The sequence below is a fragment of the Pseudomonas sp. GM102 genome (assembly GCF_000282555.1).
Taxonomy (GTDB): domain Bacteria; phylum Pseudomonadota; class Gammaproteobacteria; order Pseudomonadales; family Pseudomonadaceae; genus Aquipseudomonas.
This window is the reverse complement of record NZ_AKJB01000083.1, coordinates 23,142-47,353: the sequence shown is the minus strand read 5'-3', so window position 1 is coordinate 47,353 and position 24,212 is coordinate 23,142. Positions and strand designations below refer to the sequence as shown.

28 protein-coding genes and 1 tRNA gene are annotated in these 24,212 nt (G+C 58.2%); 14 read left to right on the top strand and 15 right to left on the bottom strand.

Annotated features, from left to right (window positions below):
• Positions 1-7 precede the first annotated feature (7 nt).
• From fdx to trmJ, 9 genes are all read right to left on the bottom strand, one after another.
• Positions 8-349 (bottom strand): ISC system 2Fe-2S type ferredoxin, encoded by a 342-nt coding sequence (fdx, locus tag PMI18_RS09200; RefSeq protein WP_007903596.1) that lies wholly within the window; start codon positions 347-349, stop codon positions 8-10.
• Positions 349-2,214 carry a Fe-S protein assembly chaperone HscA gene (gene hscA, locus PMI18_RS09205; RefSeq protein WP_007903595.1) on the bottom strand — a complete coding sequence of 622 codons (1,866 nt, stop codon included), beginning with the start codon at positions 2,212-2,214 and terminating at the stop codon, positions 349-351. Before hscA ends, fdx begins: the two co-directional genes overlap by 1 nt.
• 51 nt (positions 2,215-2,265) lie before the next feature.
• Positions 2,266-2,787, bottom strand: coding sequence for a co-chaperone HscB (gene hscB, locus PMI18_RS09210; RefSeq protein WP_007903590.1), 522 nt, complete (start codon positions 2,785-2,787; stop codon positions 2,266-2,268).
• An 8-nt stretch (positions 2,788-2,795) separates the two neighbouring features.
• Entirely contained in the window at positions 2,796-3,119 is a 324-nt protein-coding gene (iscA, locus tag PMI18_RS09215) for an iron-sulfur cluster assembly protein IscA (RefSeq protein WP_007903589.1), read from the bottom strand.
• Between the two features lie 34 nt (positions 3,120-3,153).
• Positions 3,154-3,540, bottom strand: coding sequence for a Fe-S cluster assembly scaffold IscU (iscU, locus tag PMI18_RS09220; RefSeq protein ID WP_003443374.1), 387 nt, complete (start codon positions 3,538-3,540; stop codon positions 3,154-3,156).
• Positions 3,541-3,625: 85 nt separating this feature from the next.
• On the bottom strand, positions 3,626-4,840 hold the full coding sequence (locus tag PMI18_RS09225; protein WP_007903584.1) for an IscS subfamily cysteine desulfurase: 1,215 nt from the start codon (positions 4,838-4,840) through the stop codon (positions 3,626-3,628).
• Between the two features lie 50 nt (positions 4,841-4,890).
• Positions 4,891-5,382 (bottom strand): Fe-S cluster assembly transcriptional regulator IscR, encoded by a 492-nt coding sequence (iscR, locus tag PMI18_RS09230; RefSeq protein WP_007903581.1) that lies wholly within the window; start codon positions 5,380-5,382, stop codon positions 4,891-4,893.
• 241 nt (positions 5,383-5,623) lie between these two features.
• Positions 5,624-6,400, bottom strand: a complete 777-nt coding sequence (gene cysE, locus PMI18_RS09235; RefSeq protein ID WP_007903579.1) for a serine O-acetyltransferase — start codon at positions 6,398-6,400, stop codon at positions 5,624-5,626.
• 2 nt (positions 6,401-6,402) lie between these two features.
• On the bottom strand, positions 6,403-7,173 hold the full coding sequence (gene trmJ, locus PMI18_RS09240) for a tRNA (cytosine(32)/uridine(32)-2'-O)-methyltransferase TrmJ (protein ID WP_007903572.1): 771 nt from the start codon (positions 7,171-7,173) through the stop codon (positions 6,403-6,405).
• A 146-nt stretch (positions 7,174-7,319) separates the two neighbouring features.
• Here trmJ and suhB point away from each other — a divergent pair, with 146 nt between their 5' ends.
• Positions 7,320-8,138, top strand: coding sequence for a type III secretion system regulator SuhB (gene suhB / locus PMI18_RS09245; protein WP_007903571.1), 819 nt, complete (start codon positions 7,320-7,322; stop codon positions 8,136-8,138).
• Positions 8,139-8,394: 256 nt separating this feature from the next.
• On the opposite strand, the gene PMI18_RS09250 is transcribed toward suhB, so the two are convergent.
• The 6 genes from PMI18_RS09250 to queA all read right to left on the bottom strand — a co-directional run bounded on the left by PMI18_RS09250 (position 8,395) and on the right by queA (position 14,477).
• Positions 8,395-8,943, bottom strand: a complete 549-nt coding sequence (locus PMI18_RS09250) for a glycine zipper 2TM domain-containing protein (RefSeq protein WP_007903568.1) — start codon at positions 8,941-8,943, stop codon at positions 8,395-8,397.
• A 119-nt stretch (positions 8,944-9,062) separates the two neighbouring features.
• On the bottom strand, positions 9,063-9,977 hold the full coding sequence (gene secF / locus PMI18_RS09255) for a protein translocase subunit SecF (protein WP_007903566.1): 915 nt from the start codon (positions 9,975-9,977) through the stop codon (positions 9,063-9,065).
• 9 nt (positions 9,978-9,986) lie between these two features.
• Positions 9,987-11,855: a protein translocase subunit SecD gene (secD, locus tag PMI18_RS09260; RefSeq protein ID WP_007903562.1), complete on the bottom strand. Its 1,869-nt coding sequence runs from the start codon at positions 11,853-11,855 to the stop codon at positions 9,987-9,989.
• Positions 11,856-11,918: 63 nt separating this feature from the next.
• A complete protein-coding gene (gene yajC, locus PMI18_RS09265; protein WP_007903559.1) occupies positions 11,919-12,254 on the bottom strand; it encodes a preprotein translocase subunit YajC in 336 nt (111 codons plus the stop codon).
• A gap of 43 nt (positions 12,255-12,297) precedes the next feature.
• The gene (tgt, locus tag PMI18_RS09270; RefSeq protein ID WP_162130630.1) at positions 12,298-13,413 is read right to left on the bottom strand and encodes a tRNA guanosine(34) transglycosylase Tgt; all 1,116 of its coding nucleotides are present in this window, start codon (positions 13,411-13,413) and stop codon (positions 12,298-12,300) included.
• Between the two features lie 14 nt (positions 13,414-13,427).
• On the bottom strand, positions 13,428-14,477 hold the full coding sequence (gene queA, locus PMI18_RS09275; protein WP_007903547.1) for a tRNA preQ1(34) S-adenosylmethionine ribosyltransferase-isomerase QueA: 1,050 nt from the start codon (positions 14,475-14,477) through the stop codon (positions 13,428-13,430).
• 107 nt (positions 14,478-14,584) lie between these two features.
• On the opposite strand from queA, the gene PMI18_RS09280 reads away from it, so the two are divergent.
• From PMI18_RS09280 to PMI18_RS09330, 13 genes are all read left to right on the top strand, one after another.
• Positions 14,585-14,669, top strand: a tRNA-Leu gene (locus PMI18_RS09280).
• Between the two features lie 164 nt (positions 14,670-14,833).
• Positions 14,834-16,075, top strand: a complete 1,242-nt coding sequence (locus PMI18_RS09285) for a tyrosine-type recombinase/integrase (protein WP_007903545.1) — start codon at positions 14,834-14,836, stop codon at positions 16,073-16,075.
• Between the two features lie 246 nt (positions 16,076-16,321).
• Complete coding sequence (locus tag PMI18_RS09290) at positions 16,322-17,260, top strand: hypothetical protein (RefSeq protein ID WP_007903544.1); 939 nt, start codon at positions 16,322-16,324, stop codon at positions 17,258-17,260.
• An 82-nt stretch (positions 17,261-17,342) separates the two neighbouring features.
• A complete protein-coding gene (locus PMI18_RS09295; protein ID WP_007903543.1) occupies positions 17,343-17,597 on the top strand; it encodes a helix-turn-helix transcriptional regulator in 255 nt (84 codons plus the stop codon).
• Positions 17,594-18,202 carry a hypothetical protein gene (locus PMI18_RS09300; protein ID WP_007903542.1) on the top strand — a complete coding sequence of 203 codons (609 nt, stop codon included), beginning with the start codon at positions 17,594-17,596 and terminating at the stop codon, positions 18,200-18,202. The genes PMI18_RS09295 and PMI18_RS09300 overlap by 4 nt, the downstream gene beginning before the upstream one ends.
• On the top strand, positions 18,199-18,504 hold the full coding sequence (locus PMI18_RS09305; RefSeq protein WP_007903539.1) for a hypothetical protein: 306 nt from the start codon (positions 18,199-18,201) through the stop codon (positions 18,502-18,504). The genes PMI18_RS09300 and PMI18_RS09305 overlap by 4 nt, the downstream gene beginning before the upstream one ends.
• Before the next feature lie 376 nt (positions 18,505-18,880).
• Positions 18,881-19,039, top strand: coding sequence for a hypothetical protein (locus PMI18_RS31270; protein ID WP_007903534.1), 159 nt, complete (start codon positions 18,881-18,883; stop codon positions 19,037-19,039).
• Complete coding sequence (locus PMI18_RS09310) at positions 19,036-19,317, top strand: hypothetical protein (protein WP_007903533.1); 282 nt, start codon at positions 19,036-19,038, stop codon at positions 19,315-19,317. The genes PMI18_RS31270 and PMI18_RS09310 overlap by 4 nt, the downstream gene beginning before the upstream one ends.
• Positions 19,314-19,598, top strand: a complete 285-nt coding sequence (locus PMI18_RS09315; RefSeq protein WP_007903532.1) for a DUF3077 domain-containing protein — start codon at positions 19,314-19,316, stop codon at positions 19,596-19,598. The genes PMI18_RS09310 and PMI18_RS09315 overlap by 4 nt, the downstream gene beginning before the upstream one ends.
• Positions 19,595-22,498, top strand: coding sequence for a DUF927 domain-containing protein (locus PMI18_RS09320; RefSeq protein ID WP_007903531.1), 2,904 nt, complete (start codon positions 19,595-19,597; stop codon positions 22,496-22,498). The genes PMI18_RS09315 and PMI18_RS09320 overlap by 4 nt, the downstream gene beginning before the upstream one ends.
• A gap of 93 nt (positions 22,499-22,591) precedes the next feature.
• The gene (locus PMI18_RS09325) at positions 22,592-23,536 is read left to right on the top strand and encodes a hypothetical protein (RefSeq protein WP_007903530.1); all 945 of its coding nucleotides are present in this window, start codon (positions 22,592-22,594) and stop codon (positions 23,534-23,536) included.
• Entirely contained in the window at positions 23,499-23,687 is a 189-nt protein-coding gene (locus PMI18_RS30570) for a hypothetical protein (protein ID WP_007903529.1), read from the top strand. Before PMI18_RS09325 ends, PMI18_RS30570 begins: the two co-directional genes overlap by 38 nt.
• A gap of 68 nt (positions 23,688-23,755) precedes the next feature.
• Positions 23,756-24,121: a histone-like nucleoid-structuring protein, MvaT/MvaU family gene (locus PMI18_RS09330; protein WP_007903528.1), complete on the top strand. Its 366-nt coding sequence runs from the start codon at positions 23,756-23,758 to the stop codon at positions 24,119-24,121.
• Positions 24,122-24,212: the final 91 nt, after the last annotated feature.

The window sequence follows — 24,212 nt, the reverse complement described above, 5'->3', positions numbered from 1 at the left end:
CCTTGAATCAGTGCGGCGCTTCGGCTGCATGGTTGAGCGAGTATTTCGGAATTTCGATAGTCAGGTCTTCTGTCCCGACGATCGCCTGACAGGCTAGACGAGATTGCGCTTCCAGACCCCATGCCCGATCAAGAAAGTCTTCTTCCAGCTCATCAGCCTCTTCCAGCGAATCGAAACCTTCGCGAACGATGCAGTGGCAGGTAGTGCAGGCGCAGACGCCGCCACAGGCGCTTTCCATCTCGATATGGTGTTCATGGGCCAGTTCGAGAATGGAAATACCGGGCTCAGCCTCTACAACCATGCCTTCCGGGCAGAACTTCTCGTGTGGCAGAAAAATGACCTGCGGCATCAGTTATCCTCGATTTCATTCAGGTTGCGCCCCGCCAGAGCGGCTTTCACCGTCGAGTCCAGGCGGCGGGCAGCAAAGGCATCGGTCACTTGCGACAGACGCTTGGTCTGCTGCTCGATAGCGTAACCATCGGTGCCTTTCATCAATTCGGTCAGTTCCTGCATCTGCAATTCGATGACCATGCGCTCTTCGGCGTCGAGCAGGCGTTCGCCGTCAACCTCCAGAGCGCCCTGCACCGCCTCGATCAGGCGCTGGGCATCGACTTGCTGTTCACGCAACACCCGGGCGACCTTGTCGTCGTTGGCGTGCTGGAACGAATCCTTGAGCATTTTGGCGATTTCGCCGTCGGTCAGGCCGTAGGACGGTTTGACCTGGATGCTGGCTTCGACGCCCGAACCCAATTCGCGGGCCGAGACACTGAGCAGACCGTCGGCGTCGACCTGGAAGGTCACGCGAATCTTCGCCGCGCCAGCCACCATCGCCGGAATACCGCGCAATTCGAAGCGCGCCAGGGAGCGGCAGTCGCTGATCAACTCACGCTCGCCCTGCAATACGTGGATCGCCATGGCCGACTGGCCATCTTTATAAGTGGTGAAGTCCTGGGCCCGAGCGACGGGGATGGTGGTGTTGCGCGGAATCACCTTCTCCATCAGGCCGCCCATGGTTTCCAGCCCCAGGGACAACGGAATCACGTCGAGCAACAGCAGTTCGCCGCCATCACGTTTGTTGCCGGCCAGGGTATCGGCCTGGATCGCGGCACCGATGGCGACGACTTGATCCGGATCGATTTCGGTCAGCGGTTCGCGACCAAAGGCGTGCGCAACGGCTTCACGGACGCGAGGCACGCGCGTCGAGCCGCCAACCATGACCACAGCGTGAACGTCTTCCAGCTCGATGCCGGAATCACGCACCGCGCGACGGCAGGCTTTCAGGCTGCGAGCGACCATCGGCTCGATCAACGCATTGAAGGCTTCACGGGTCATCTCGGCCTTCCAGTCGCCATAAGCGACTTCGACGGACGAGCAATTGGTCAGGGCTTCTTTGGCTGCGCACGCGGTTTGCAGCAGATTACGTTGCGTACCCGGATCGAGGTCGGCCGACAGACCGGCGCTCTCGATGATCCAGCCAGCAATAGCGTGATCGAAGTCATCGCCACCCAGGGCGCTGTCGCCGCCGGTGGCCAGCACCTCGAACACACCGCCAGTCAGGCGCAGAATCGAAATATCGAACGTACCGCCGCCCAGGTCATAAATCGCGACCAAGCCTTCGGCGTGCTGATCCAGACCGTAGGCGACAGCGGCGGCGGTTGGCTCATTGAGCAAACGCAGCACGTTCAGACCGGCCAGCTTGGCCGCATCCTTGGTGGCTTGACGCTGAGCATCATCGAAATAAGCTGGAACGGTGATCACCGCGCCAACCAATTCGCCACCCAAGGTCGCTTCAGCACGCTGACGCAGCACTTTAAGGATATCGGCGGAGACTTCGACCGGGCTTTTCGGGCCTTGCACGGTGTCGATGAACGGCATGTGCGACTCGCCGTCGACAAACCGGTACGGCAGCTGATCGCCCAATTGCTTGACGTCGGACAGACCACGACCCATCAGGCGCTTGACCGACAGCACCGTGTTCAAAGGATCGGACGCGGCGGCCAGTTTAGCCGACTCGCCGACTTCGACGCGATCGGCGTGATAGCGCACGGCAGACGGCAGGATGACCTGCCCTTGCGCGTCGGCCAGAGGCTCGGAAAGACCACTGCGCAATGCAGCGACCAGCGAATTGGTAGTGCCCAAGTCGATCCCCACAGCCAGACGACGCTGGTGCGGTTGAGGACTTTGGCCGGGTTCGGCGATCTGCAGTAGGGCCATCGTTATCAGGACTTATCTGTATATCAGGCGTGCGACCGGAGCGGCACTGGGTTAATCGTCGAGGCGCTCTTCTAACTGGCGCACTTCGTAGGTGAGCTTGTCGAGGAACTGCATGCGCCGCATCAGGCGTTCGGCCTGTTCACGTTGCGCTGCATCATCCCAACAGGCTGCGAAGCTTTCGTTCAGTTCATCCTGCGCGCTCTTCAAGCGACGCTTGAACACTGCGACACCCGCCAGGTCGGCGCTGTCTTGCAGGTCTTCGAGCTCTTCACGCAACTCCATCTGCTGCAGAAGAAACTCCGGATCATGCACCGTGACCTCCAGCGGTAGCTCACGACCGCCCATGGCGAGCAAATATCGCGCGCGTTTGGGGGGACTTTTGAGCGTCTGGTAGGCCTCGTTGAGGCTCGCGGATTGCTCGAGCGCCAGCCGCTGCTCACGCTCGGAAGCGTCAGCAAAGCGGTCCGGATGAACACCGCGCGCCAACTCACGGTAGCGCGTGGCCAACTGATCGAGATCCAGACGGAAGCTCGGTTTCAGCTCAAATAAAGCGAAATGACAAGGAGTACCCACGCGCAGCCTCAGATGTTGAAGCTTTCGCCGCAGCCACATTCACCGCGCACGTTGGGATTGTTGAACTTGAAGCCTTCGTTCAACCCTTCCTTGACGAAATCGAGTTCGGTGCCGTCCAGGTAGGCCAGGCTTTTCGGGTCGATGATCACTTTCTCGCCGTGACTTTCGAACACCTGATCCTCTGCAACCACCTCGTCGACAAACTCCAGCACGTAGGCAAGGCCGGAACAGCCTGTGGTGCGAACACCCAGACGAATCCCTTCACCTTTGCCGCGCCCGTTGAGGGAGCGTCGCACGTGTTGAGCAGCCGCTTCTGTCATGCTGATAGCCATCGGTGACTCCTTACTCGTCGCCAAATCTTGAAAGTCAGATCAAGCCTTTCTTCTGCTTGTAGTCGCGAACGGCCGCTTTGATAGCGTCTTCAGCAAGTACGGAGCAGTGAATTTTCACTGGCGGCAGAGCCAGTTCTTCGGCCAGCTGAGTGTTCTTGATGGTCTCTGCTTCATCCAGAGTCTTGCCTTTCATCCACTCGGTCGCCAGGGAGCTGGAGGCGATCGCCGAACCGCAACCGTAGGTCTTGAACTTGGCGTCTTCGATGATGCCTTGTTCGTTGACCTTGATTTGCAAGCGCATCACGTCGCCGCACGCCGGAGCGCCGACCATGCCGGTGCCGACATCAGGATCTTCCGCGTCCATCTTGCCGACGTTGCGCGGGTTCTCGTAGTGGTCGATGACCTTTTCGCTGTAAGCCATGATTCTTAATCCTCACTCATCAGGAGTCGCTCTTGAAGCCCTGCAAATCGTGGATTGGCAGGGCCTGGTTGCGGCGACTTGAATATCAGTGCGCCGCCCACTCGATTTTCGAAATGTCGACGCCATCTTTGTACATGTCCCACAGCGGCGAGAGAGTGCGCAGCTTGGTAACGGCCTCGCAGACTTTCTGCGCGGCGTAGTCGATTTCTTCTTCGGTGGTGAAACGGCCGAAGGTGAAGCGAATCGAGCTGTGTGCCAGTTCGTCGTTGCGGCCCAGGGCGCGCAGTACATACGAAGGCTCAAGCGATGCCGAGGTGCAGGCCGAACCGGAGGAAACCGCCAGATCCTTGAGCGCCATGATCAGCGACTCGCCTTCAACGTAGTTGAAGCTCAGGTTCAGGTTGTGCGGTACGCGGGCGGTCATGCTGCCATTGACGTACAGCTCTTCCAGGCCTTCGACCTGCTTGAAGAAGCGGTCGCTCAGGGCTTTGATGCGTACGTTCTCGGCAGCCATGTCTTCCTTGGCCACGCGGAAAGCTTCGCCCATGCCGACGATCTGGTGGGTCGCCAGGGTGCCGGAACGCATGCCGCGCTCGTGACCGCCGCCATGCATGGTCGCTTCGATGCGAACACGCGGCTTGCGGCTGACGTACAGCGCGCCAATGCCTTTAGGGCCGTAGGTTTTGTGGGCAGAGAACGACATCATGTCGACTTTCAGCTTCGACAGGTCGATCTCGACCTTGCCGGTGGACTGAGCCGCGTCGACGTGGAACAGAATGCCCTTGGAGCGGCACAGTTCGCCGATGGCGGCGATATCGTTGATGGTGCCGATTTCGTTGTTCACGTGCATGACCGAGACCAGGATGGTGTCGTCGCGCAGGGCCGCTTCGACCATCTCTGGAGTCACCAGACCATCATCGCGAGGGTCGAGGTAGGTGACTTCGAAACCTTCACGCTCCAGTTGGCGCATGGTGTCGAGGACAGCCTTGTGCTCAATCTTGGTGGTGATCAGGTGCTTGCCTTTGGTGGAGTAGAAATGCGCCGCACCCTTGATTGCCAGGTTGTCGGACTCGGTGGCACCGGAGGTCCAGACGATTTCACGCGGGTCGGCGTTAACCAGGTCAGCGACCTGACGACGAGCGTTCTCGACGGACTCTTCAGCTTTCCAGCCGAACACGTGGGAACGGGACGCCGGGTTACCGAAGTTTCCGTCGACCAGCAGGCATTCACTCATCTTTTGCGCGACACGTGGATCAACCGGGGTCGTCGCAGAGTAATCAAGGTAAATCGGCAATTTCATGGACTATCTCCTAAATCAGGCTGGCTGGCGTGCCGCTAGCTCTTTGGCTGTCATTCGACGGCGGACGCTTCAATCTTGTCCAGGCGTGGCGCCTTGCTGTTGCAACGACGCTGGTCCTGACGCTGGGCTACTTCTTGCACCTCACGGCGAGTTACAAGGTCAGCCAAGCTGATACCGCTCAGAAATTCGTGAATCTGCAGGCTCAGATCGCACCACAAGTGGTGGGTCAGACAGGTGTCGCCTTGATGGCAATCACCCTGGCCCTGGCATTTGGTTGCATCGACCGATTCGTTGACCGCATCGATCACCTGGGCGACCTGGATGCCCTGCATGTCGCGGGACAGCTGGTAACCACCGCCTGGACCGCGAACACTGGACACCAGATTGCTGCGGCGCAATTTGGCAAAAAGCTGCTCGAGGTAGGACAGGGAGATGCCTTGGCGCTCGGAGATATCGGCCAGGGACACCGGCCCGTGCTGCGCGTGCAACGCCAGGTCAAGCATGGCGGTCACGGCGTATCGGCCTTTTGTAGTCAGTCGCATGGACAATTACCACGGAATTCGGAATGGGGCGAGTATGCAATTCCCGAGTATTTAAGTCAACTATAAGACCTAGTACTTTAGTCAGGTTTACCCGCAAAAGAGCGCGCGCATCATAGCAAAGGCTGGCGGCGTACAGCCAGCAATTGCGCGTTATCGCTCTTCGCGGGCAAGCCTCGCTCCTACAGGGGGTGGCGTAACTCATGTAGGAGCGAGGCTTGCCCACGAAGAATTTGACTCGGTGTTAGCTGGCCTGACTCTGATCCTTGTCCTTCACACAGGCAAAGTCTTCTTCGCGCAGTTCAGGCAGATCTTTCGCACAGTAATTGCTACCCAGATCCTTCAGCGCCCCGCACATCCCTTCAAGTCGACCATCTACAGCCTGCAGATGATCGAGCAACTGGTTAATGGCTCGAGCCACCGGGTCCGGCATGTCTTCGCCGACACCGTAGGCATCGAATCCGATCTTCTCGGCCATGGCCTTGCGCTTGGCGTCCTGTTCTTCATCGGACTTGACGATGATCCGCCCCGGAATCCCCACCACTGTCGCCCCGGGCGGAACCGCCTTGGTGACCACGGCATTGGAACCCACCTTAGCCCCGGCACCCACCGTAAACGGGCCGAGCACCTTGGCGCCCGCCCCGACCACTACGCCATCTTCCAGAGTCGGGTGACGCTTGCCTTTGTTCCAACTGGTGCCGCCAAGGGTCACGCCCTGATACAGGGTGACGTCGTTGCCGATTTCGGCGGTTTCACCGATAACGATACCCATGCCATGGTCGATAAAGAAGCGACGACCGACCTTGGCACCCGGATGAATCTCGATACCGGTCAACCAGCGGCCGAAGTTCGACACCAGCCGCGCCAGCCATTTCCAGCCCATACCCCACAACGCTGACGACAGGCGATGGATCCAGATGGCGTGCATGCCCGGGTAGCATGTCAGAACCTCAAAAGCATTACGCGCCGCCGGGTCACGATGGAAAACACTTTGGATATCTTCACGCAAACGCTCGAACATCATTAATCCTTCCGCTTTAGAAGCTCGCCACGGGCCGCTTTCTGGGTTTCCGTGAGGATGCCACGCAATATATTCATTTCCGCCCGGCTGACCGAGCTGCGTCCGTACAACCGGCGCAGACGCGCCATCAAGTGCCGTGGCTTTTCCGGGTCGAGGAATTCGATGGCCACCAGCGTTTGCTCCAGGTGTTCATAGAATCGCTCCAGCTCATCCATGGTCGCCAGCTCACCACTCTTGGTGGACGCGACTTCTTCCTTCTCGACCTTGCTCGGCTGACCTGCAGCCGCCAGCCAGGACATACGCACTTCATAGCTCAACACCTGCACCGCCGCCCCAAGGTTCAGCGAACTGAACTCAGGGTCTGATGGGATGTGCACGTGATAATGACATCGTTGCAGCTCTTCATTGGTCAGGCCGGAATCTTCACGACCGAACACCAATGCGATCTCGGCACCCTGCCCCGCCTCCTCGACAACCTTCACACCGCATTCGCGGGGATCGAGCAATGGCCAGGGAATGCGACGATCACGAGCACTGGTACCGAGCACCAGATTGCAACCGACCAAGGCATCTTCCAAAGTGGCGACGACTTGAGCATTTTCAAGGATGTCACCAGCGCCGGACGCACGCGCATCGGCCTCGTGGTGCGGGAACAACCGCGGTTCGACCAGCACCAGCCGCGACAGGCCCATGTTCTTCATGGCACGCGCAGCCCCGCCGATGTTTCCGGGGTGACTGGTATTGACCAGGACGACACGAATGTTTTGCAGCAAGGGAGGCGCTCTCGAACACTTTAATGGGGAGCAGAATCTTACAGCTCAACCTACCGTTAAGCTATGAAAGCGAACACCGACCTTCACCTGTAGAAAAGTTCTGATAGAATGCCCGGCTTTCTTTAACAACCTTAGGTGACACATCCATGCAGCCCATGCTGAATATCGCGCTGCGCGCCGCCCGCAGCGCCAGTGAATTGATTTTCCGCTCCATCGAGCGCCTGGATACCATCAAGGTCGACGAAAAAGACGCCAAGGATTACGTATCCGAGGTGGATCGCGCCGCCGAACAGAAAATCATCGATGCGCTGCGCAAGGCTTACCCTAATCACTCGATCATGGGTGAAGAAACCGGCATGCACGCCGGTAACGGCATCGAAGGCGAAGAGTACCTGTGGATCATCGATCCGCTGGACGGCACCACCAACTTCCTGCGCGGCATTCCTCACTTCGCTGTCAGCATTGCCTGCAAATACCGCGGTCGCCTGGAGCACGCTGTTGTTCTGGACCCGGTTCGCCAGGAAGAATTCACCGCCAGCCGTGGTCGCGGCGCTCAACTGAACGGTCGTCGTCTGCGCGTCAGCGGTCGCACCAGCCTGGACGGCGCCCTGCTGGGTACCGGCTTCCCGTTCCGTGACGACCAGATGGACAACCTCGACAACTACCTGGGCATGTTCCGCGCCCTGGTTGGCCAGACCGCCGGCATCCGTCGTGCCGGCTCGGCGAGCCTGGACCTGGCCTACGTGGCCGCCGGCCGTTTCGACGCATTCTGGGAGTCGGGTCTGTCCGAGTGGGACATGGCGGCAGGCGCCCTGCTGATCCAGGAAGCCGGCGGTTTGGTGAGCGACTTCACCGGCGGCCACGACTTCCTTGAGAAAGGCCACGTTGTTGCCGGTAACACCAAATGCTTCAAAGCAGTACTAACGGCCATCCAGCCGCACCTGCCGGCCTCGCTGAAACGCTAAGCGAGCAGCCACAAAAAAAGCACCCCGCGGGGTGCTTTTTTATGCCTGAAATCCACCCTTCAGTCACCACATATCCCTGTGGGAGCGGGCTTGCACCGCGATGGCGTCATCACCCGCACCATTAATGGGGACTGACACTTCGCCATCGCGGGCAAGCCCGCCCCCACAGGGTCTTGTGGTGATTTCAAACCAGTATTCCGAACACAAAAAGAAGCACCCCGCAGGGTGCTTCTTTTTGAATCTGAATTTCAGCTATTTACTGAGTCGGCTCGTTCTGCGACAGGATCAATTTACCCTCCTTGTCGACCGGAATCTGATTGCCCGGATCGCGATCCATCCGCACTTTGCCTTCCTTGCCATCCAGCGAATAACGAACGTCGTAGCCCACAACCTTGTCGCTGATGTCATTCACGGTGTTACAGCGGGTTTGAGTGGTGGTGTAGGTATCACGCTCCTGCATGCCTTCCTGCACCTTGTTGCCCGCATAACCACCGCCGACCGCACCGGCCACTGTGGCGATTTTCTTACCTGTACCGCCGCCGATCTGGTTGCCCAACAGGCCACCCGCCAGCGCGCCGACCACCGTACCGGCGATCTGGTGTTGATCTTTTACCGGCGCTTGCCGGGTAACCGTAACGTCCTTGCACACTTCACGTGGAGTCTTGATTTGTGTCTTGACCGGTTCAACGGCCAGCACTTGCGCATACTCAGGGCCGCTTTTAACCAGCTTGTAGGTGGCAACAGCACCCCCGGCGGTGACACCGACAGCACCCAATACCGCACCAACCAGCAACGACTTGTTCACATGAACCTCCTGACCATCACAGACGGGACAAACCCGCTTCTCCCAGCCTTGGAGCATAAAAAAAGGCGCGAGTTCAACACTCGCGCCTTCTCGGCCTACAGCTGGAAAAGCGATAACCGTTATGGACGGTCGTCGACTTCCGTCTCGGCCACTGCAGCAGGAATCAGGTCCTCGCTGCTCAGGTTCAGCCAGATCAGCACCACGTTCGCGATATAGATCGACGAGTAAGTACCCGCCAGAACACCGATGAACAGGGCGATGGAGAAGCCGAACAGGTTGTCGCCACCGAAGAACAACAAGGCCGCGATCGCCAACAACGTGGAGATCGACGTCGCCATGGTCCGCAGCAGGGTTTGCGTGGTCGATATGTTGATGTTCTCGATCAGGCTGGCCTTGCGCAGTACCCGGAAGTTCTCACGAACCCGGTCGAATACCACGATGGTGTCGTTGAGCGAGTAACCGATGATCGCCAGCACCGCCGCCAGTACCGTCAGGTCGAAGGTGATCTGGAAGAACGACAGGATACCGATGGTCACGATCACGTCGTGGATCAGCGAAACGATCGCACCGACTGCAAACTTCCACTGAAAGCGGAAAGCCAGGTAGATCAGAATGCCGCCCAGCGCCATCAGCATGCCGAGGCCGCCCTGGTCGCGCAGCTCTTCACCGACCTGAGGGCCGACGAATTCGACGCGCTTGACCACCGCAGGGTTGTCGCCACCGAGCTTCTGCAAGGCCTCGGCCACCTGGTGACCCAGCTGCGGGTCTTCACCTGGCATACGCACCAGCAAATCGGTAGTCGCACCGAAGCTCTGTACGATCGCCTCGTGATAACCCGACGTCACCAGCTGCTCACGCACCTTGGTGACGTCGGCCGGACGCTCGTAGGTCAGCTCGATGAGCGTACCGCCGGTGAAGTCCAGCCCCCAGTTCATGCCCTTGGTGGCGACGCTGAACAGAGCCAGGACCGTAAGGAACAATGTGACGCCGAACGCAACGTTGCGAACGCCCATGAAGTTGATTGTACGTAACATGGCAGCCCCTTAAATCCACAACTTCTTGAAGTCACGACCGCCGAAGATCAGGTTGACCATCGCGCGGGTCACCATGATGGCCGTGAACATCGAGGTAAAGATCCCGAGGGACATGGTCACTGCGAAACCCTTGACCGGGCCGGTGCCCATGGCAAAGAGAATCCCGCCGACCAACAAGGTTGTCAGGTTGGCGTCGAGAATCGCGGTAAATGCCCGGCCGAAGCCTTCGTTGATTGCCCGCTGCACGGTCATGCCGGCCGCGATCTCTTCACGTATCCGCGAGAAGATCAGTACGTTGGCGTCGACCGCCATACCCATGGTCAACACGATACCGGCGATACCTGGCAGGGTCAGCGTTGCACCCAGCAGCGACATCAAGGCCAGCAGCATCACCATGTTCACCGTCAGCGCAACGGTGGCGATGAGGCCGAAGAAGCGGTAGATGGCCATGATGAACAGCGAGACAAACAGCATGCCCCACAGCGATGCATCAATACCTTTGGTGATGTTGTCGGCACCCAGGCTTGGGCCGATGGTACGTTCTTCAGCGAAGTACATCGGTGCCGCCAGACCACCGGCACGCAGCAGCAGCGCCAGTTCGGACGATTCGCCCTGGCCGTTCAGGCCAGTGATGCGGAACTGGGCACCCAGCGGCGACTGGATGGTCGCCAGGCTGATGATCTTCTTCTCTTCTTTAAACGTCTGAACCGGTACGTCTTTCTCGACGCCGTTGACCACTTGCTTGGTGTAAGTGGTGACAGGACGTTGTTCGATGAAGATCACCGCCATACTGCGACCGACGTTGTTACGCGTCGCACGACTCATCAGCTCGCCACCGTGGCCATCCAGACGGATGTTCACTTCTGGCGTGCCTTGCTCGCCGAAGCCAGCCTTGGCGTCAGTCACCTGGTCACCGGTGATGATCAAGCCACGCTCGATCAGCGCCGCAGGACGATTGCCTTCCCGGAACTCGAACGACTCGGAAGTGGCTTTCGAAGCGCCAGGCTCAGCCGCCAGACGGAACTCAAGGTTGGCCGTCTTGCCGAGGATACGCTTGGCTTCTGCAGTGTCTTGTACGCCCGGCAGCTCAACCACGATGCGGTTGGCGCCTTGGCGCTGAACGATAGGTTCGGCAACACCCAGCTCGTTGACGCGGTTACGTACCGTGGTCAAGTTCTGCTTGATGGAGTATTCGCGGATTTCCGCCAGCTTGGCCGGGGTCATCGCCAGACGCAGTACCGGTTGGCCATTGAGGTCGGCCGGAACAATATCGAAATCGTTGAAGTTCTTGCGAATCAGCGCACGCGCCTCTTCACGGGCGGCTTCATCAGTGAAGCCCAGCTGAATGGCACCGCCCAGTTGCGGCAGGCTGCGATAGCGCAGACGCTCTTTACGCAACAGGCTCTTGACGTCGCCTTCGTAGACTTTCAGGCGTGCATCGAGGGCTTTGTCCATGTCCACTTCCAGCAGGAAGTGCACACCACCGGACAAGTCCAGACCCAGCTTCATCGGGTGCGCGCCAAGGCTGCGCAGCCATTGCGGGGTGGTTTGTGCCAGGTTCAGTGCAACGACGTAGTCATCACCCAATGCCTTGCGTACGACGTCTTTGGCTGGCAGCTGATCTTCAGCCTTGGTCAGACGGATCAGACCGCCCTTGCCGCCCGCAGCCAGGGTGGCCGCCTTGACGTTGATCCCGGAATCCTTGAGCGCGGTGCTCACACGATCCAGATCAGCCTGAGTAACCTGCAGCGCAGTGCTTGCACCGCTGACCTGAATGGCCGGGTCATCAGGGTATAGATTGGGAGCGGAATAAATCAGACCGATCGCCAGCACCGCCAGGATCAGAATGTATTTCCACAGAGGGTATTTGTTCAGCATCACGCCGCCCGCTTATGACGCGGGGCGCCTTGCGCGCCCCGTCGATTGAGTAGAAGTTGGAACTTAGATCGCTTTGAGCGTGCCTTTTGGCAGCGTGGCGGCGATGGCGCCTTTCTGGAATTTCATTTCGACGGTGTCGGAGACTTCCAGGACAACGAAGTCGTCGGACACTTTGGTGATCTTGCCGGCGATACCACCGGTAGTCACAACTTCGTCACCTTTTTGCAGGCTGCCCAGCAGGGTTTTCTGCTCTTTGGCGCGTTTGGCCTGTGGACGCCAGATCATCAGGTAGAAGATGACCAGGAAACCGACCAGGAAAATCCACTCGAAGCCGCCGCCCATTGGGCCAGCAGCAGGTGCAGCGGCGTCAGCCATGGCATTAGAGATAAAAAAGCTCATTTAGCACTCCAGTTGCAAATGTTGAATCTTGGGGTCAGAAAACTCAGTCCAAAGGCGGAACAGGTAACCCGCGCTTGGCGTAGAAGGCATCGACAAAGGCGGCCAATGTACCCTGTTGAATAGCCTCGCGCAAACCAGCCATAAGCACCTGGTAATGGCGCAAATTGTGGATGGTATTCAACATGCTACCCAGCATTTCGCCGCACTTGTCCAGATGGTGCAGATAAGCACGGGAGAAGTTCTGGCAGGTATAGCAATCGCAGGTCGGATCCAGCGGCGAATCATCATGGCGATGGAACGCGTTACGGATCTTCAGCACGCCTGTATCAATGAACAGATGCCCATTGCGGGCATTACGGGTTGGCATCACGCAATCGAACATGTCCACACCGCGGCGCACACCCTCAACCAGATCTTCCGGTTTGCCAACGCCCATAAGGTAACGAGGTTTGTCAGCCGGCATCTGGCCCGGCAGGTAATCCAGCACCTTGATCATCTCGTGCTTGGGCTCGCCCACCGACAGACCGCCAATGGCCAGGCCATCGAAGCCGATCTTGTCGAGGCCTTCCAGGGAGCGCATGCGCAAATCCTGGTGCATACCGCCCTGAACGATGCCAAACAGCGCCGCCGTGTTATCGCCATGGGCGTTTTTCGAACGCTGGGCCCAACGCAACGACAGCTCCATCGAGACGCGAGCGACGTCTTCATCGGCCGGGTACGGGGTGCATTCGTCGAAAATCATCACGATGTCCGAGCCCAGATCGCGCTGGACCTGCATCGACTCTTCCGGGCCCATGAACACTTTGGCGCCGTCGACCGGAGAAGCGAAGGTCACGCCCTCCTCCTTGATCTTGCGCATCGCGCCCAGGCTGAACACCTGGAAACCGCCGGAATCTGTAAGAATCGGGCCTTTCCATTGCATGAAATCGTGCAGGTCGCCGTGCTTCTTGATCACTTCGGTGCCAGGACGCAGCCACAAGTGGAAGGTGTTGCCCAGAATGATTTCCGCGCCAGTGGCGGTGATATCCCGCGGCAACATGCCCTTGACCGTGCCGTAGGTGCCCACCGGCATGAAGGCCGGGGTCTCGACGGTACCGCGCGGGAAGGTCAAACGACCGCGACGAGCCTTGCCGTCTGTGGCAAGGAGCTCAAAAGACATGCGACTGGTGCGACTCATTCTGTTTCCTCTGGGCCACGTGGTGCGGGATTACGGGTGATAAACATCGCATCACCGTAGCTGAAAAAGCGGTATTCGTTGTCGACGGCGGCTTTATAGGCGGCCATGGTCTCGGGATAACCGGCGAACGCCGAAACCAGCATCAACAGCGTGGACTCGGGCAAATGAAAGTTGGTAACCAGGGCATCGACCACATGAAACGGCCGACCCGGGTAGATAAAGATGTCGGTATCGCCACTGAACGGCTTGAGCACGCCATCGCGCGCGGCACTTTCCAGAGAACGCACGCTGGTGGTCCCCACAGCCACCACGCGACCACCGCGAGCGCGGCAGGCCGCAACGGCATCGACCACGTCCTGGCCGACTTCCAGCCACTCGCTGTGCATGTGGTGATCTTCGATCTTCTCCACGCGCACCGGCTGAAAGGTGCCCGCGCCGACGTGCAAGGTCACGAACGCAGTCTCGATGCCCTTGGCGGCAATCGCCTCCATCAGCGGCTGATCGAAATGCAGCCCCGCCGTCGGCGCCGCTACCGCGCCCAAACGCTCGGCGTACACCGTCTGGTAACGCTCGCGGTCCGAGCCTTCATCCGGGCGGTCTATATAAGGAGGCAACGGCATGTGCCCGACACGGTCGAGCAGCGGCAACACCTCTTCGGCAAACCCCAGCTCGAACAACGCATCGTGACGCGCCAGCATCTCGGCTTCACCACCGCCGTCGATCAGGATCTTCGAACCCGGCTTCGGCGACTTGCTGGAACGCACATGCGCCAGCACGCGATGACTGTCGAGCACCCGCTCCACCAGGATTTCCAGCTTGCCGCCGGAAGCCTTCTGGCCAAACAGGCGCGCCGGAATCACCCGGGTATTGTTGAACACCATCAAATCGCCCGGGCGCAAATGCTCAAGCAAATCAGTGAATTGACGGTGTGCCAGGGCGCCGCTGACCCCGTCCAGGGTCAACAGGCGACTACCGCGACGCTCAGCCAAAGGATGGCGAGCAATCAGCGAATCAGGGAGCTCAAAAGTAAAGTCAGCAACGCGCATGATGGGGTTCGTCTAGCAGGGCCGGGAAGTCTAGCGGAAATATCAAAAATTCTCCATGTACCTGATTGACCAACGGTTATCTCATCTCTATACTTCGCCGCCATTGAGCCCTGATGGCGGAATTGGTAGACGCGGCGGATTCAAAATCCGTTTTCGAAAGGAGTGGGAGTTCGAGTCTCCCTCGGGGCACCACATAGCAGTATCTGAGAGTCTCTACCAGCCTCTCAGACCCAGAGAAACCGGCCACTTGGCCGGTTTTTTTGTGCCTGTCTGTCTACCCCTGTCTCCCCTTATCCGTTGTATCCCTGTATCCCTGCTTGTATCCTGAGAAAAATACCGAACTTTGGGATACAAGGATGAAGCGCGCAGACATCAAGCGCCGCCCTCTCGCTGACACGACACTTGCGGGATTGGAGCCGGAATCAAAGGAATACCGGGAGCTGGACGGAAACGGCCTCTACTTCAGGGTCAAACCTGATGGTGGTAAATCCTGGCAGCTCCGCTACAAACGTCCGGCGGGCAATTGGGCTTGGATGGGGCTCGGGGGTTACCCGGAAGTAAGTGGTGCGTTGGCACGGGACAAAGCTGCTGATCTACGCAAAGTAGTGAGTAGTGGCGCCGATCCCCTCGAACAAAAGCGATCTGCGAAAGCTGCTATCGATGCGGCCAAGACCCGAACCTTTCGAGCTGCCGCTGAAGCCTGGCTGAAGGCAAAAGAGGAAAAGGGTCTCGCACCCTCCACTCTCAACAAAATCCGCACCTACCTCGACAAAGACATACTCCCGGCACTGGGAGATAAGCCTCTAGACGAAATCACCCGTACCGACTGCGCGGAACTCCAAGCATCCATCGAAGCCCGGGATGCACACAACGTGGCGGAAAAATGTCGCACTTGGATCAATCAGATATTCGGGCGAGCCATCGGTTTGGGCCTCACGGAAAACGATCCGGGCAGTCGCCTACGAGATATTGCCGCTCAAGCCCCGAAGACTCAGCAGCATCCTCATTTGCTTGAGCCTGAGTTGGCAGAATTCCTCCAAGCACTCAAAAACACTCCCAGCAGGCTGACGGCCCGAACTGCTGCATGGCTCTGTATCTGGACCGCATCTAGACCGGGCATGGTTCGCTTAGCTGAATGGAAGGAGTTCGACCTTGAGAAAGCCATGTGGACTACGCCTGCCGCCAAGATGAAGATGCGTCGGGATTTTGTGTGCCCTTTGCCCCACCAAGCTGTTACTGCCCTTAAGGAACTGCACTGCCTAACAGGACGGAGTCGCTGGCTTTTCCCCGGAGTAGGAGCCAAGAACCCGACCATCAGTGAAAACACTATAAACAAAGTCTTCGCGACCATCGGCTACAAAGGTCGCCTCGTTGGGCATGGTACTCGACACACAGCGAGCACGTTACTTCGAGAACATGGCTGGCCGAAGGAGCATGTTGAAGCGCAGCTAGCACACAAGGAAGAAGGTATTTCAGGGGTCTATAACAAAGCTCAATACTTAGAGCAGCGCGTAACGATGATGCAGTGGTATGCCGATCATCTTGATGGACTTGCAGTGGGCAATGTGGTGCAAGGCCAGTTTGGAAAGGCAATATGACTTCCCTTCCTAGCACCCACTGCAAAACCAGTGTAACGCGTGTTACAGGTGTAACAAATAACGTTAACCAACTGTTTTTATTGAATTATTTTCTAGTTACACGCAGCACAATACTGACCCCTTCTATGTGTAACATCACTGAGTCGTGTAACAGGGTTCAATCCCCTTCAGTCCCGCTGGCGGCTTCTCCATATGACGTGCGCCGCTGCGACAACACACCGCTTTCGGGGCGACGGGGGAGCCAGAATGGATATTGAACTGGACGCTGAATTAGCGGAGCTGGAAATTGCAGGAGTCGACGTCGAATGCCTGATTAGGGACATGGACGATATCGAAACTGCAGTTCTAGAGTTAGCGCTATACCCGCAGTTCACCGACTATTTTCGACAAGCATTCGATCTTATCAACGCCGCCACTTCATTCTGGCTTGAAGATGGCGCCTACGCGCTGTGTGCCGAGCGCGTCACAGGAACCTTGTTTCGACTCCGTGACGTAATCGATGACCATGCTAGTGCTACGGAAGCCGGCTCATTGCCAAATGTCATTCGACACCTCCCAGGCTTCAATCATCAAGCGACGGACTCGCAACTGGTCGCGGCCTTTGCCCTAGTGCTCGGTACCCAAGCAGTGGAGGTCCTCGCGAATTGGCTATTCGAGCTTGAGCTTGCGACTTACGACATCGATGCCGACCTGATAGAGCAACTGAGAAATGAATCGCCGCGCCATTACCTCGCCCTCATCGAGAAAGAACGATACCGACGTAGCGGACTTGAAATTCAAGCACGAGAGCAATTCGCTGTTTTTATGGGAGAGGCTAATCAGACGCTGTTAATGGCAAATTTTTATCAACAAGTGGAGCACATGGATGTATCCAAAAATGGTTTCAACACATCAAGTCTAATGCACCGAATACTCGACGAAGCTTTCTCAGCGAAAGCAACGAGGCGTGGCCAAGAAGCAGGTAAAGGCAACCTAGACCCCAGCTCAAAAATACAAACGGAAGCCATGGATCGACGGTCAAAAATCAAGGCTGCCGCAGAAACGATTATTGATGGACGCAAGATTGAGAAGCGAAGCCTCAGCGATGCGGAGCTAACCAACCTTCTTTTCGATCAAACAGTACATGGCACAAAAAAAACCATTCGAGAGCATTTGACCGCCCTAGGCCTCAGACCCTTGAAATAAAAAAGGGAACAGACACAGTCCGTTCCCTCTCCCCTCCGTAGCGTATGACCTGTTGTCTCTATTCACACAGGTTTAGATCGCTATGACTACTCAACTAAAAACCATCGCCTCGCACGACCCCGCTACGACGCTCATTCGTATGCCGGAGGTCATCTCAATCGTAGGGCTCGCACGCCCGACCATCTACAAGCTCATGCGCCAACCTGAGAGCGGATTCCCGCTGCCAGTGAAGCTGAGTAACAGCAACGCCCGAAGTGCTCCAGTTGCATGGGTATTGGGAGAGGTACAGGCGTGGACACGAGCGCGTATCGCCGCCCGTGATCTGGTGGCAGCATGAAGCGCAACTACTGCCCATTCAACGGACCGTTTCTCGACTCGTACAGCATCGGATTCCGCCTCTATCAGCCCGGCGCGATCAACTGGCGTCATCGCACCATCGCGGGCGTGAGCTGGAACGGCGAAGAGCAGGAAGCGTTCTTTTTCACCCCTGACGGTCTCGTGCTTCCACTCAAAGCCAACCCTTGGGAGCTGCCAGAACTGATCCGCAAAAATGCGGTGCGCAGAGAGTTTTCAAGCGTCCACGGCACCGGCCATTTCGCGATGAGCCAAAGCCGCCTCGCTTCACTGAAAACGCGAGGCATGACCGACTGGGTCACCTACTGGCTGGTGGATCAATCGGCTGGGTACGCGAACGATCCGGCGGTATGGCAACACATCACGGATGAGGATCTCGCCGTGGAAAAGACCGCTACAGAGAGTCTTCACAAAAGCATGCGTTTGACCTCGGATCTGACCGAGTACGTGGATGAATGCCTTGCACAGCGTCGCGATGTGATGGCCATCGAATACCGCCGACGTTGCGCCGAAGACAGCAAGATCTTGGCTTGGCTCAAAGGCGAAACACCACCGCCGCTGTTTGCCTTCGCGCAGGAGGCAGCATGAGCCGGAGGATCGCTGATAACGCTTTGATGCATCCGTTTTCGGTGCTGCGCCGAATTGGCTTTTCGCCCCGCCTCATGCAGCACCTCGAGCGCTACCGCAGCCAGCAGGACAAGCAAGGTCGCGTGGTCAGCGTGCTCAGCTGGGCCGACGGCACCTGGTGCGCCCTCTCCCTACACTGCGAAAAAATCGGAGCAGTGATCGCCGACGAAGGCCAGCAAACGCAAGCCTACGAAGACGCCCGCTCCATGCTCAGCGGTGGCTTCCTGCCCCTCCTTTCCCTGCGCTGGGAAGCCCATGCCTGAAATGAAAACGCCTCCGGAGGCGATCCGGAGGCGTTGAGGTAAATCTACATGCACGAACAATTTATGCCGCTCCAGAAAAATCCGCAAGCCGTCAACGCAGTTGCACTTTCTAAAAACGGACGTTACTCTTTTGCCGTCGCTGCAAAATCAGCGAACGGGTTTGGCGACCCGAGTAACAATAGGCGCACAGGCGCCCCCATTACGATTGCAGGCGCTTTTTTTGTGCCCGCATCTCCGTTTTATGGTGGCTGTGCGTGGGAGACCCTCGGGTCTGCCGGGTTCCTATTGTCCCGGTTCGCCAACCTGCGCACAGCTGCCACCCTAATTCGTTTGGCGACGAAGTGTGGCAGCTCCTCAACAATAGGAGCTTTGCCAAATGACCAATCTCAATCCGTCCAAAATTCGCGCCGCTGCACACCGTGCAATGGCTCTCGCAGCTTTACACGCCAACTCCAGCCTCGCTACACGTCTCTCCCGCTACAACAGCCACATGGCCAAAGCCCGCGCACTCGAAACCGCAGGCGGTGCTCAATGAACCACGCCCTAAGCTTCTCCCTGCCCGAAGATCTGCTTTGCGTTCCAAAAAGTGCCGAAGCCGGTGTGCCAATTGACGCTATCACCTGTGCCTTGGATCGGGCCAACTCCGTGCTTTTGCTGCTTGAAGATCAGTTCGAGTGCGATGGCCCCCGTCTGGCCAACCATGTCATCGCCGCAGCGCTCTGGGACGTTCGCGGGACATTGGGTCTGATCCGCACCTTGGCCGCACACGCCGACAACTCCACTCGGCCACCGATGAGTGGAGGCGCCCGATGAACACTTCTCTTTTGATCAACACGGTGGGCGGCGCCACCTTTGCCAAATGCAACGCTCGAAACCAACCGCTATTCCGTATCAACGCCGGCATTTCGTGTGAAGAAGCGTTCGAACAAGCGTCTCTGCTGATGGATTGTGTCAACAAGCTCACGCTCTTGAGCGGCATGGGCAATGACAACGAGGCGATGGTCTGGGCTTCGCATTATTTGAGCGAGATGGCTAAAGCCATCATTGATGACGTCACCAGCGGGTTGCAACTGGCCCAAGGCGGTAGCGTATGAAAGCCTCAACTTCCAATGGACGCCGCCCCACGTTCGCCCAGGTCAAAGGTGCTGCGCTGCACAACATAGACCGGGTGCTCACCCACTGGCTGCCCAACGGCAAGCGCGTCGACGGTGGCAAGGAATACACCGCTCCGAACCCAACCCGCAGCGATAAGCGCGCCGGATCACTCAAGATCAGTTTGAGCAAAGGCACTTGGTCCGACTTTGCCACCGGCGACAAGGGCGGCGACCTGATCGATCTGGTTCGCTATCTGGACGGCGGCACGGACGTCGAAGCCTGCAATAAACTGGCAGACCTGCTCAACGTATCGCCCGGCGCCGTCAACGCGAAGCCAGCGCCTGCCAAGGCAAAAGCGCCTGAGTGGAGTGCCATTCAGCCGATCCCGGCCGAGGCCATGAACAAGTGCCCGGCCAAGCATAGGCAACACGGCGTGCCGTCCAAGGTGTGGATCTACCGCGATGCTCGGGGCCAGCCGCTTATGGCGCTCTACCGCTTCGACCTCGCACCTGACGAGGACGGCAAACCGAAGAAGGTCTTTGCACCGCTGACATGGTGTCAGCGAACCGATGGCCAAACCACGCAATGGCGCTGGCAGGGTCTGCCCGATCCGCGTCCACTGCTGCGCCTTGATGAACTCGTTCAACGCGCTGACGCACCGGTGGTTCTGTGCGAAGGCGAGAAAGCTGCCGATGCCGCCGCAGACCTGATGCCCGGCCACGTGGCCACCTGCTGGCCGAACGGTTCCAACTCCTGGCACAAAGCCGACCTGACACCGCTCAAAGGTCGCGACGTGTTGTTGTGGCCAGACAATGACGTCAGCGGCACAGCCTGCATGGAAACCGTAGCCGACAAGCTTCGCGAGATCGGCGCCGCGTCGGTGCGAGTCATCGCGCTGGAGGTGTTCAAGCGCAAGCCCACGCTGAAGAACGGCGCCGCTGACTTCGCCAAAGGTGGTCAATGGGACGACGGTGACGATGCCGCCGATGCCCTTGCCAAAGGCTGGACAGCGCCCCACTTCATTAAGCTGGAAAGCAGCGGTGAGCTGTTCGGTTTGGTTGTGGAAAAGTCGGAGCCTGAGCAGGCCAAGGCTAATCCGGAACCGAAGGCAAAAGCACCAGCCAAGCGCTCCTCGAAACCAAAGAATGACCTGATGCCCGGTGGTTTTCGCCTCACGTCCGAAGGCGTCTTTTATGCGGGCGACGACGGCGAAGCGCGGCCAGTGTGTTCGCCTCTGGAAATCCTTGCCCGCACTCGCGACGACAAAGGCCAGAACTGGGGCCTGCTGGTCGAGTTCGACGATCCCGACGGCGCCAAAAAACGCTGGAACATCCCGGCGCGCACTATGACCGGCGACTTCGGCAAGGACGTACTTGGCCCACTGGTAGACATGGGGCTACGTCTGGCCGGTAGTCGGTCCGGACGCAATGCACGCAACGACCTGCAAAGTTACCTAGGCGGCTTCGACAGCGCGCAACGGGCACGACTGGTCACTCGCTTGGGCTGGCACGACAGCGCCTTTCTATTACCCGAGCAACAGGTCGGCGCACACAGCGAACATCTGCATTTCTACGAGGCCGGTTCTCAGCTTCCGCCGATCAGCGAAGCGGGCACGCTTGAGCAGTGGCAGGAGCAGATCGGCGCGCTGTGCGTCGGCAACCATCGCTTGGCGTTTGTCGTCGGAGTGGCTTTTGCAGGACCACTGCTAAACATGCTTGGCCATGAATCGGGTGGCTTTCACTTGTACGGCGACAGCTCTGGCGGCAAGACCACGCACCTGCAAGTTGCCGCCTCGATCTACGGCGGGCCGCGTCTGGTGCGTTCGTGGCGCTCCACCGACAACGCGCTGGAATCCATCGCCGCCGCGCATTCCGATGGCCTTCTGGTACTGGATGAAATCGGCATGTGCGACCCGCGCATCATCGGCGAAACGGTGTACATGCTTGGCAACGGCACCGGCAAGGCCCGCGCCAATGATCGAGGGCAAGCAGGCCGACAGGTGCAAGAGTGGCGTTTGCTGTTTCTCTCCACTGGCGAGAAGACGCTGGCCCAGCACATGGCCGAAGCCAACAAAGAACTGAAAGCGGGCATGGAGGTGCGCATGCTTGCGGTCCCGGCCGATGCGAGCAAAGGCCTCGGCATGTTCGACACACTCAACGGCTTTGAGGATGCGGCGGCACTGGCCGACGCGCTCAAGGCACGAGTAGCGAAATATTACGGCACTCCACTCACTGCATTCCTCACGGCGCTGTGCGAACCCGGCAAACGTCACGGTTGGTCCGCAATCCTGCGCCGCACGCTGGAAGGGTTTATCGCCCAGTCGCTCCCGGCCTCGGCCAGCGGACAGGCACACCGTGCAGCCGCTCGCTTCGGCCTCGCGGCCGCAGCGGGTGAGCTGGCCACCGCGATGGGTATCACCGGTTGGCCGGATGGGACTGCCACTACCGCCGCTCGCGTGTGTTTGAACGCATGGATGAACGAGCGAGGCGGAGCCGGGAACTTCGAGGGTGATGCGATCTTGGCGCGGCTGCGCCAGGTCATTGAGCGCTTTGGCGAAAGTCGGTTCACCCGCTGGGAATCGGCGGCGGCGAAGATCGACGAACACGGCCCGCGCACCATCGACCGCCTCGGCTTTCGCAAGACGCTGGAGCACGGCTTGGGCGACTCCCTGCACACCACCAACACCTATTACGTACTACCAGAACTATGGCGCTCGGAGATCTTCCGGGGCATGAACATCACTGCCGTGAACAAGGAACTGCTACAGCGCGGTGTTCTGGAGCCCGGAGGTGATGGCAAGGCATCGAGTTTGATCCGGTTGCCCGGTCTAGGCACGCAACGCTGCTACGTCGTGAAGACGATTCCGGGAATGGATGAGAGCGAGGCTCGGGCTGCCTGAGGGCATCTCTGATGATCGAGGTAGCGCCGGCTTATTCCCGGCCTCGCCAGCCACTCAACCAACCCCCAATCGAATTGAACAGAGACTAAACAGATGAACGAGATTAAAGACCTGAAAGACCGTCGCGACCAACTGCGCAGCGAGGCAGAACGGTTGCACGCCGAAATGCTGCCACTTGAGACCGTGCTGGAAAGTGACGACCCCATTGAACCGGATCGGAAACGCGAACTGCGGGACAAGTACAACGAGCTGAAACGGAACTTCGATTCGCGCAACAACAATGCCGACCTTTTGGATCGGAAGATCAGTCGCCGTGAGGATCTTCTCAACTGCGATTCCCTGATGGCGGGTTACATCGAGGCGATGGATAACTGGAAGGCTGATGAGCAGGAGCTAAACGAAAAGCGCCAGAGCCTCAGCACTCGCCTGGAGCAGATCCAACAACAGGCGACGGAGGACATGGTCAAAGCGCGTCAGGCGGAAACGGACGCTGCCGCTGCGTACGCACAGGCCGTTGCATGGGGCGATACCGAAGGCGAGAAGACCGCCAACACCGACGCACAAAAGGCGGCGAAGAACCTGACAGCCGCCGCCGAACATGACCGTCGGCAACACCTGATCATGGCCGCTCTGGAGCAGGAGCTGCTCACCGTAGATAAATACATCGCTGAAGCGCAGGAAAAGCATAGGGCGATAGAACGCACCGCGCTTTGGCTCTCGCAGACGGTACTCGAAGAGCGATGGAACGAGGCCGCGAAAGCGTTGTTCGAGGTGGGTGGAAAGCTGTGGGCTAATTACAAACTGCTCGATCTTGATCAGGTCGGGATGATGAATTTGACCGTACCCGAACAAGGCGAAAATCATGGGCGATGGACATGGCACGAGCTCATAGACCGCTCTTACCAATACAGCGCGCGGGACTTAATCCGGCTCGACAGCCTGCCGGTGCAGCAGCAGCCCGAAGATATGAGCAATCCAGAACAACGCAAGGATGAACGTAATGAACAAACCAATACAGAACAGCGCGAGCTGGTCTGACACGCTCAAAACTCGGAAAGCCCATCTCAATGCGCTGCTGAAGACCATCAACGCAGGGCCGGGTAAATCCAATCCGATACAAACGCTAACTATCAACGCGATTAAATCGGAAATGGCGCATATTGAAAGCCAGCTGAATCGCCGGAAATAGTGCTGAACTTGTAACCAGCACTAACATCCAAATAAGCACGTATGACCCAACTATACAAGGGAAACAACATGTCCAAACTCGCAGAATACCGTCAGCTGGAAAAACACCTCGCCGAGCAGCTCCAGGCACTGGAAGCACTGAAAGGTGATGACGGACTGAAGAAAGAAATCGAGTTCGAAACGAAGCTGCGTAAGCTGCTCGAACACTACGGTTTCAGCCTGAAGCACATCATTAACCTGCTCGACCCGCAAACCACTGCCCGGCGCCAATCGGCTACACCAACCGGAAGCACTCGCAAACCACGCGAACTCAAGGTTTACAAAAACCCGAATACCGGTGAGGTCATCGAAACAAAAGGTGGGAATCACAAAGCTTTAAAAGAGTGGAAGGCAGAACACGGCGCGGATGTCGTAGAGGGATGGCTGAAGAAGTAATAAAGCGTCACCTGAAAAAGGGCCCAGTCGGGCCCTTTTTGCCGATAGCTCAAGTCGAAAAACTAAATTTGTCACTTCAAGCTCACAACTG